At 63.2% G+C, this 7,834-nt stretch carries 8 protein-coding genes and 1 riboswitch; all 8 genes read left to right on the top strand.

The window, feature by feature from the left end:
* The first annotated feature begins 97 nt into the window (after window positions 1-97).
* The 8 genes from thiL (at window position 98) to ABYM29_RS07180 (ending at window position 7,806) form a co-directional block, all read left to right on the top strand.
* Window positions 98-1,057, top strand: a complete 960-nt coding sequence (thiL, locus tag ABYM29_RS07215; RefSeq protein ID WP_372863974.1) for a thiamine-phosphate kinase — start codon at window positions 98-100, stop codon at window positions 1,055-1,057.
* Between the two features lie 6 nt (window positions 1,058-1,063).
* Window positions 1,064-1,537 carry a phosphatidylglycerophosphatase A gene (locus tag ABYM29_RS07210; protein WP_372863972.1) on the top strand — a complete coding sequence of 158 codons (474 nt, stop codon included), beginning with the start codon at window positions 1,064-1,066 and terminating at the stop codon, window positions 1,535-1,537.
* 42 nt (window positions 1,538-1,579) lie between these two features.
* Window positions 1,580-2,761, top strand: coding sequence for a formate-dependent phosphoribosylglycinamide formyltransferase (gene purT, locus ABYM29_RS07205; protein ID WP_372863976.1), 1,182 nt, complete (start codon window positions 1,580-1,582; stop codon window positions 2,759-2,761).
* Between the two features lie 55 nt (window positions 2,762-2,816).
* Window positions 2,817-2,915: riboswitch (TPP riboswitch) on the top strand.
* A 75-nt stretch (window positions 2,916-2,990) separates the two neighbouring features.
* Window positions 2,991-4,877, top strand: a complete 1,887-nt coding sequence (gene thiC, locus ABYM29_RS07200) for a phosphomethylpyrimidine synthase ThiC (protein WP_372863970.1) — start codon at window positions 2,991-2,993, stop codon at window positions 4,875-4,877.
* 6 nt (window positions 4,878-4,883) lie between these two features.
* Window positions 4,884-5,945, top strand: coding sequence for a glycine oxidase ThiO (thiO, locus tag ABYM29_RS07195; protein WP_372863968.1), 1,062 nt, complete (start codon window positions 4,884-4,886; stop codon window positions 5,943-5,945).
* Between the two features lie 5 nt (window positions 5,946-5,950).
* On the top strand, window positions 5,951-6,154 hold the full coding sequence (gene thiS / locus ABYM29_RS07190; protein WP_372863966.1) for a sulfur carrier protein ThiS: 204 nt from the start codon (window positions 5,951-5,953) through the stop codon (window positions 6,152-6,154).
* 56 nt (window positions 6,155-6,210) lie between these two features.
* Window positions 6,211-7,011 carry a thiazole synthase gene (locus ABYM29_RS07185; protein ID WP_372863964.1) on the top strand — a complete coding sequence of 267 codons (801 nt, stop codon included), beginning with the start codon at window positions 6,211-6,213 and terminating at the stop codon, window positions 7,009-7,011.
* Window positions 7,012-7,170: 159 nt separating this feature from the next.
* Entirely contained in the window at window positions 7,171-7,806 is a 636-nt protein-coding gene (locus ABYM29_RS07180; RefSeq protein WP_372863962.1) for a glutathione S-transferase family protein, read from the top strand.
* Window positions 7,807-7,834: the final 28 nt, after the last annotated feature.

Here is a 7,834-nt window from a genome sequence, read left to right as displayed (position 1 = left end):
TATCAATGGCGTGCTGGACCGCGTTGCCGCCGCCGCGCGCGAGGTCGAGGTAAGTGCCGAAAAGTCCCGCCGCCCTAGGGCCGATGGCTAGGCGCCGATGAGCAGCGCCGAGACCCTGTCGGAATTTGCCTTAATCGAGCGCTTTTTCCGGCCGCTGTCTGCCGAGTCGGCTTTTTTGCGCTGCGGTATTGGCGATGACTGCGCGGTGCTGGCGCCGGCGGCCGGCGAAGAGCTGCTGCTGTCGGTGGACACCCTGGTCGAAGCCGTTCACTTTCCCAAACACTATCCCGCTGAGGCGCTGGCGCGCCGCGCGCTGGCGGTGTGCGTCAGCGACCTGGCCGCCGCGGGCGCCAGCCCGCGGGCCTTCACCCTGGCGCTGACCGCGCCGCAGCTCGACGAAGTCTGGCTGGCGGGCTTTAGCGCCACCTTGGCCGCCGAGGCCGCCCGCTATGGCATGGCGCTGGCCGGTGGCGACACCACTCGCGGACCGCTGTGTATCACCTTGCAGGTGATGGGGGTGGCGCCGCGCGGCGCCGCGCTGTTGCGCAGCGGTGCCAAGCTTGGCGATCGCATCTATGTGTCCGGCACCCTGGGCGATGCCCGGGCCGCGCTGGCGGTGCTGGATGTCGATGAGCCCGATGCCGATCAGCAGCAGTGGCTGCGGCGCTACCACCAGCCCGAACCGCGCCTGGCGCTGGGTCAGGCGCTGCGGGGTATTGCCTCGGCGGCGATTGATATTTCCGACGGCTTGGCCGCTGACCTCGGTCATATTTTGCGCTGTAGTGGCGTCGGTGCCACCGTGCGGCTGGCGTCGTTGCCGCTGTCGGCGCCGCTTGCCGGTCACCCTTCGGCGCTAGACTACGCTTTATCGGGCGGCGATGACTACGAACTGTGTTTCACCGCGCCGCCGCAGCACGCGGCGGCGATTGCGGCGCTGGCCGAGACGCTGCAATTGCCGCTCAGCTACATCGGTGATATTGCCGCCGAACCGGGCCTGCGCTGCATCGATGCGCAGGGTGGCGACTACTGCCCGGCTGCGGGCTACCAACATTTTTGAGGCGCTATGAAAACCATTCCCCCCGCGCTGTTGCGCAACCCCATCCACCTTTTGTCACTGGGTTTCGGCAGTGGCTTGGCGCCCAAGGCACCGGGCACCTTCGGCACCCTGGCGGCACTGCCGCTGTGGTTTGCACTGCAGTACTTGCCGGCCAGCAGCTATATTGCGGTGGTGGTCGCGGCGTTTGCGCTGGGGGTCTACCTCTGCGGTGAAACCGCCAGGGCGCTGGGCGTGCACGACCACGGCGGTATTGTCTGGGACGAATTTGTCGGCCTGTGGATCGCGCTGTTTTTACTGCCGCCGGGCTGGCCCTGGCTGCTGCTGGGCTTTGCGCTGTTTCGCCTGTTTGATATCTGGAAGCCCTGGCCGATTCGCGTATTGGATGCCCGCGTGCACGGCGGTCTGGGTATTATGATCGACGATGTACTGGCCGGGATTTACGCCTTTTTCGTTTTGCAGCTGCTGTTTGTGTTGCTGTAGAGCGGGGCGGCCGCGACTTCAACAATGATGAGTGAGGGTGACATGGTTTCTATTGGCACGCCGTTTAGCCGCAGTGCTTGCAAGGTTTTATTGTGTGGCAGTGGCGAATTGGGCAAAGAGGTGGCGATTGAGCTGCAGCGCCTGGGTGTCGAGGTGATCGCCTGCGACCGCTACAACAATGCGCCGGCCATGCAGGTGGCCGATCGCAGCCACTGTTTTTCCATGCTCGACGGCGCCGAATTGCGCCGGGTGATCGAGCTGGAAAAGCCCGACTACATCGTGCCGGAGATCGAGGCCATTGCCACCGATGTGCTGGTCGAGCTGGAAGACGAGGGCTATACCGTGGTGCCCAGCGCCCGTGCTGCCCAGCTCACCATGAACCGCGAAGGCATTCGCCGGCTGGCGGCGGAAACCCTCAATATCGCCACTTCGGCCTACCGCTTTGCCGATAATTTTGCCGATTTCAGCGCAGCGGTTAGCGAGATCGGTATGCCCTGCGTGATCAAGCCGATTATGAGCTCCTCGGGCAAGGGCCAGAGTTTGCTGCGCCGCGCCGAGGATATTGAGCGCGCCTGGCAATACGCCCAGGAGGGCGGTCGCGCCGGGGCCGGGCGGGTGATCGTGGAGGGCTTTGTCGACTTCGACTATGAAATTACCCTGCTCACCGTGCGCCACCGCGACGGCTGCAGCTTCTGCGCGCCGATTGGCCACCGCCAAGAAGATGGCGACTACCGCGAGTCCTGGCAGCCCCAGCCGATGTCGGCGGCGGCACTGGCCAAGTCCAAGGCGATTGCCGAGTCGGTGACCGCGGCGCTGGGCGGCTGGGGATTGTTTGGCGTGGAATTGTTTATCAAGGGCGACGAGGTGTGGTTTAGCGAGGTCTCGCCCCGGCCCCACGACACCGGGCTGGTCACCTTGATCTCGCAAGACCTGTCGGAGTTTGCCCTGCATGCCCGTGCCATCCTCGGCCTGCCGGTTGGCAATATCCACCAGCACGGCCCCGCCGCGTCGGCGGTGCTGCTGGTCGAGGGGCGCTCGCAACAGGCCAGTTTTGGCAATCTTGAGCAGGCGCTGCGCGAGCCCGATACCCAGCTGCGGCTGTTCGGCAAGCCCGAGGTCGACGGTCAGCGCCGCATGGGGGTGGCACTGGCCCGCGGCGTTGATATCGACGAGGCCAAACGCAAGGCCATTGCCGCCGCGCAGGCCATCAGCGTCGAACTATAGCGCCGCTGGGCGGCGCCAATCCCTTGCCATTGTTCGGTCTGCGCCCTACACTGGCTCGGTCTTGTCGGGGCGCCCTTGGGCTGAGATCGCGAAAGCGAGTCCCGTTGTACCTGATCTGGGTAATGCCAGCGTAGGGAACAAGTTCGCCTCAGTGTTAATCCGTCTTCTGTGACGATCTTTTCCCCGCGTTCATCAATACAGTTGCGTCCGGCGCACTGAGGGGAAAACAATGAGTTCATCTGACTATCCGTTACTTCGCGATACTGCACAGGTCGATGCCGCAGCCGTTGAGCCGCTGCCCGGTTCCAGCAAGGTGTATGTGCAGGGCAGTCGTGAGGATATTCGCGTGCCGATGCGCGAAATCAAACTGACCGCGACCCCGGTTGCCGAGGCCGATGGCAGTACCCGGTTGGAACCCAATCCGCCGGTGCGGGTATACGATACCTCGGGTGCCTACACCGACCCCAGTGCCAGCATTGATATTCGCAAGGGCTTGGAGCCCATTCGCGAGCAGTGGATTCTCGACCGCGATGACACCGAGCTGCTGAGCAGCGATAGCTCCGAGTACACGCGCAAGCGCGCCGCCGACCTGAGCCTGGAGCAGCTGCGCTTTGAGCTGAAGCGCCGGCCGCGTCGCGCCAAGGCCGGACAGAATGTCAGCCAGATGCACTACGCCAAGCGCGGCATTATCACCCCGGAAATGGAATACATTGCCATCCGTGAAAACATGGCGCTGGCTCAGGCTCGCGAGGCCGGCGGACTGGCAGTGCAGCACCCCGGTCAGTCGTTTGGCGCCAGTATTCCCGAGGAGATCACCCCGGAATTTGTTCGTGACGAGGTCGCCCGCGGCCGCGCCATTATTCCCGCCAATATCAACCACCCCGAGCTGGAACCGATGATTATCGGCCGCAACTTCCTAGTGAAGGTGAACGGCAATATCGGTAACTCGGCCCTGGGCTCGAGCATCGAGGAAGAAGTCGCCAAGTTAACCTGGGGCATCCGCTGGGGTGCCGACACCATGATGGACTTGTCGACCGGTAAAAATATTCACGAAACCCGCGAGTGGATTGTGCGCAATTCGCCGGTGCCAGTGGGCACGGTGCCGATTTATCAGGCGCTGGAAAAAGTCGACGGTGTGGCTGAAGACCTGACCTGGGAAATCTTTCGCGACACGCTGATCGAGCAGGCCGAGCAGGGCGTGGATTATTTCACCATTCACGCCGGGGTATTGCTGCGCTATGTGCCGCTGACCGCCAAGCGGGTAACCGGTATCGTGTCGCGCGGCGGCTCGATCATGGCCAAGTGGTGCCTGGCCCACCACAAAGAGAATTTCCTCTACACACACTTCGACGATATCTGCGAAATTATGAAGGCCTACGATGTGTCCTTCTCGCTGGGCGATGGCCTGCGCCCCGGCTCGGTGGCCGACGCCAACGACGAAGCCCAGTTCGGCGAGCTGCGCACCCTTGGCGAGCTGACCAAAAAGGCCTGGAAGCACGATGTGCAGGTGATGATTGAAGGTCCCGGTCATGTGCCGATGCAGATGATTCAGGAGAATATGACCGAGCAGCTCAAGCACTGCGACGAGGCGCCGTTCTACACCTTGGGGCCGCTGACCACCGATATCGCGCCGGGCTACGACCATATCACCTCGGGTATCGGCGCCGCGCAAATCGGTTGGTATGGCTGCGCCATGCTGTGCTATGTCACGCCGAAAGAGCACTTGGGGCTGCCCAATAAAGACGACGTCAAAACCGGCATCATTACCTACAAGATCGCCGCGCACGCCGCCGACTTGGCCAAGGGCCACCCCGGTGCCCAGCTGCGCGACAATGCGCTGAGCAAGGCGCGCTTCGAGTTCCGCTGGGAAGACCAGTTCAATCTCGGTCTGGACCCGGATACCGCCCGCGAATACCACGATGAAACCCTGCCCAAGGAATCCGCCAAAGTGGCGCATTTCTGCTCGATGTGCGGGCCAAAATTCTGTTCGATGAAAATCACCCAGGACGTGCGCGACTACGCCGCCAAGCTGGAAGCTGACGAGTTGGAGCAGGAGATGGCGAAGAAATCCCAGGAGTTTAAGGCCCAGGGTAGCGAGATCTACCAGAAGGTCTGAGTCGCGATGGCCGGGGAGTCTATCGCCGTTGTCGGCGCCGGCCTGTTGGGCCGGCTGTTGGCCTGGAAGCTGCTGGCGCGCGGCTGCCAGGTGACGCTGTTTGAACGCGGCAGCCGCGCCGGCGAGCGGAGTGCGGCGCGGGTGGCGGCGTCGATGTTGGCGCCCTACACCGAGGTCGCCAGTGCCGAGCGCCGGGTGTTCGACTGGGGGCTGATGGCCCTGCGTTGGTGGCCCGAGCAGATCGCGCTGTTGCAGGCCGAGAGCGGACGGCAGATTGCCCATGCCGTCGATGGCAGTGTGGTGGTGGCCCACGACTTGGACAAGTCGACGCTGCAGCATTTTATGCAGCAGCTGCAGGCCGTGGTGCCCGAGCACCTGGAGCGCGTGCAGCGGCTCGACCGGGCGCAATTGACGGCGCTGGAGCCGGAGCTGGCGCAGCGCTACGGCGAGGGTCTGTACCTGCCCGACGAGGGCTATTTGGACAATACCGCGTTACTCGCCGCGCTGGAAACGGCGATCAGCGCCGCCGGTGGCCAGTGGCGCGAGCACACCGAGGTGGCGGAGCTGGCGCCCCAGCGGCTGCGTGTGGGCGGGGACTGGCAGCCGTTTGACTGTGTGCTGGACTGCCGCGGCACGGGGGCCAAGGGCCAGTTGGCGGGGCTGCGCGCTGTGCGCGGCGAGGTGCTGTGGTTGCATGCGCCGGAGGTGCAGCTGTCGCGGCCGGTGCGGCTGATGCATCCGCGCTACAAGCTCTATGTGTCGCCGCGTCCGCAGCAGCGCTATGTGATTGGCGCCACCGAAATCGAGAGCGAGTCGATGGCGCCGGTGACGGTGCGCAGCAGTTTGGAGCTGTTGTCGGCGCTGTACAGTTTGCACAGCGGCTTTGCCGAGGCGACGGTGGAGCACGCCTGGGCACACTGTCGGCCGGCGATGCCGGATAATTTGCCGGTAGTGCGCGCCGAGCGCGGGCTGTTGCAGGTCAACGGCCTGTATCGCCACGGCTACCTGCTCAGCCCCCATGTAGTGGAAGCGGCGCTTGAGGCATTTGACCGCCGTTGTATCGGATAAGAGAAATGATTTCAGTAAGTGTCAACAATCAGCAAAAACACTGTGACGGCAGCCGCTCACTGGCCGACTTATTGGCCGACTGGGGCTTTGTCAGCGGCAAGGTGGCGGTGGCGATTAACGGCGACTTTGTGCCGCGCTCGGGCTATGCCGCGCAGCGCCTGCGCGACGGTGACCAGTTGGACGTGCTGGCCCCCGTGCAAGGCGGCTAGGGGCCGGCGCTTGGCCGCCAATACAATGTTTCAACAGGGATAGACAGGGGTCGACAATGAGCCAGACCGAGTCCGATAGCTGGACCCTCTATGGTCAGACGTTTCGCAGTCGCTTGCTGATCGGCAGTGCGCTGTATCCGTCGCCGCAGATTATGTGCGAGGCGATTGCCGCCTCCGGTGCCGAAATTGTCACCGTTGGCCTGCGCCGCCAGTCGCCGGAGCAGGCGGGCGGCAGCGCGTTCTGGCAGCAGATCAAGTCATTGAACAAGGCGCTGTTGCCCAATACCGCCGGCTGTCACAGCGTTAAAGAGGCGGTGACCCTGGCGCAGATGAGCCGCGAGCTGTTTGAAACCGACTGGTTGAAGCTGGAAGTTGTCGGCGACGACTACAATCTGCAGCCCGACCCCATCGCGACCATCGAGGCGGCGGCCCAGCTGAGCAAGCTGGGCTTTAAGGTCTTTCCCTATTGCACCGATGATTTGGTGGTCTGTCAGCGCCTGCGCGATGCCGGCTGCGAAGTGCTGATGCCCTGGGGCTCGCCAATTGGCACCGGACGCGGCCTGATGAATCCCTATAATTTGCAGACCATTCGCGAGCGCCTGCCGGAGCTGCCATTGATTGTCGACGCCGGTATCGGCAAACCTTCCCATGCGGTGCAGGCGATGGAGTTGGGCTACGACGGGATATTGCTGAACACGGCGGTGGCCCAGGCGGCCCAGCCCGTCGCCATGGCCGAGGCCTTCGGTGAAGCCTTGAGCGCGGGGCGCAAGGGCTATCTGGCCGGCGCGATGCCGGAGCGCCAAACTGCCTCGCCGTCGACGCCGACCCTGGGTATGCCGTTTTGGCATCAGCAGTAGGGGGCGCTGAGCGGACTTGGCTTGCTACGAGTGATCGCCGCTCATATTGGGCGCGTCGCGGTGCAAGCGGGCATCGGCTGCTATGCTCAACAATGAGCGCTGATCTTTGTTGGCGGCCGGGACGTAGAGCTTGTTTCATTTAAGAGAAGGGAGCGCCCCATGTTAACGATTCATCATCTCGGTCTGTCGCGTTCAGACCGAATAATCTGGCTCGCCGAAGAGCTGGGCCTGGAGTACCGCCTGGTCAAGCACGACCGCGATCCCGAAACGTTTCGCTCGCCGCCGTCGCTGTGGGAGGTCAGTCCGATGGGCAAGGCGCCGGTTATCGAAGACGCCGGCATGGTCATTCCCGAATCGGGTGCAATTATTGAGTACCTGCTTGATACCTATGGAGAGGGTCGGCTGCGACCTGCGGCGGGCACCCCGGCCTATATTGATTATCTGCACTGGCTGCATGCGGCGGAGTCGACTCTGATGACGCCGGTGCTGATGAATATGATCGCCGGCTTGAGCGGGGTGAACAATCCGGCCTATGTCAGCTTTGTGCAGGGTGAGTTCTCTACGGTGCTGGGCTATATGGAAAAGGTGCTCGCCGACCGCGAGTATATCGCTGGCGAGTTTAGCGCTGCCGATATTATGGTGGCCTTTCCGCTGATGATGTTGGATTCGCCGCTGATTCCCGGCCCTTCCGGCGGTGATGTGCTCGGCCCCTACGAAAACATCAAGGCCTATTTATTGCGTCTGCGCGACCGACCGATGTGGCTCAAGGCCGAGGCAATTTTTCGTCCCGAGTAAGCGGCGGCGACCGCCGAGGTCGCTGTAT

Origin of the sequence: Spongiibacter sp. (assembly GCF_041602295.1) — a bacterium.
Lineage (GTDB): Bacteria > Pseudomonadota > Gammaproteobacteria > Pseudomonadales > Spongiibacteraceae > Spongiibacter.
The sequence above is the reverse complement of the archived record's forward strand: the minus strand, read 5'-3'. Positions and strand labels throughout refer to the sequence as shown.